This window comes from Herbiconiux daphne, assembly GCF_024979295.1.
Classification (GTDB): Bacteria; Actinomycetota; Actinomycetes; order Actinomycetales; family Microbacteriaceae; genus Herbiconiux; species Herbiconiux daphnes.
In genome coordinates, this window is sequence record NZ_JANLCJ010000744.1 from 1 (window position 1) to 537 (window position 537).

Annotated in this window: 1 protein-coding gene; it reads left to right on the forward strand. The window is 43.2% G+C overall.

Annotated features, from left to right (window positions below):
- Nucleotides 1-281: 281 nt before the first annotated feature.
- Nucleotides 282-537: hypothetical protein (locus tag N1032_RS27460; RefSeq protein WP_259543890.1), on the forward strand; the 256-nt coding region annotated here is incomplete at its 3' end.

Below are 537 nucleotides of genomic sequence, written 5' to 3' on the forward strand. Positions count from 1 at the left end.
CGCGCGCTTCTTCGTGCACCCCCCACATAGCGAAATTTCAAATTGAAAGTATAACAGGGGTGTTATGAAATAAATAACGGTACTGGTTAAATCACATGAACTCGCACATATGATGTCCCACACATGAGGTGGCACACAAGAATCTCCTTTCTACAGTGGCTTATGATAGGGCACACATGATACCCCACACAAGGAACTCATTTTTTCAGTGTACATTTCTAGACGTTTTTCTACAGTGTACCATATAACTATACCCGTAATCGTTAGCCAAGGAGTCAATCATGACAATTGAACAAGGAACAGATTACGAACTTAGTCCCAATGCTTTTACAGGGGAAGGGGAACGTCGTCCAGGAAACTTTAAAGCTGCTCTGGAAAATGACCCAATTGAAGAAGGTCGTAATCTACGGACTGGTAAATTCCAGCCGGGCAATAAGTTGGGTAAAGGACGCCCTAAAGGTTCTCGCAATAAAATGACACAACAGTTTTTGGATCGTGTGGCAGCTCGTACTGAAGATGGTCTGAGTATGGAAGACA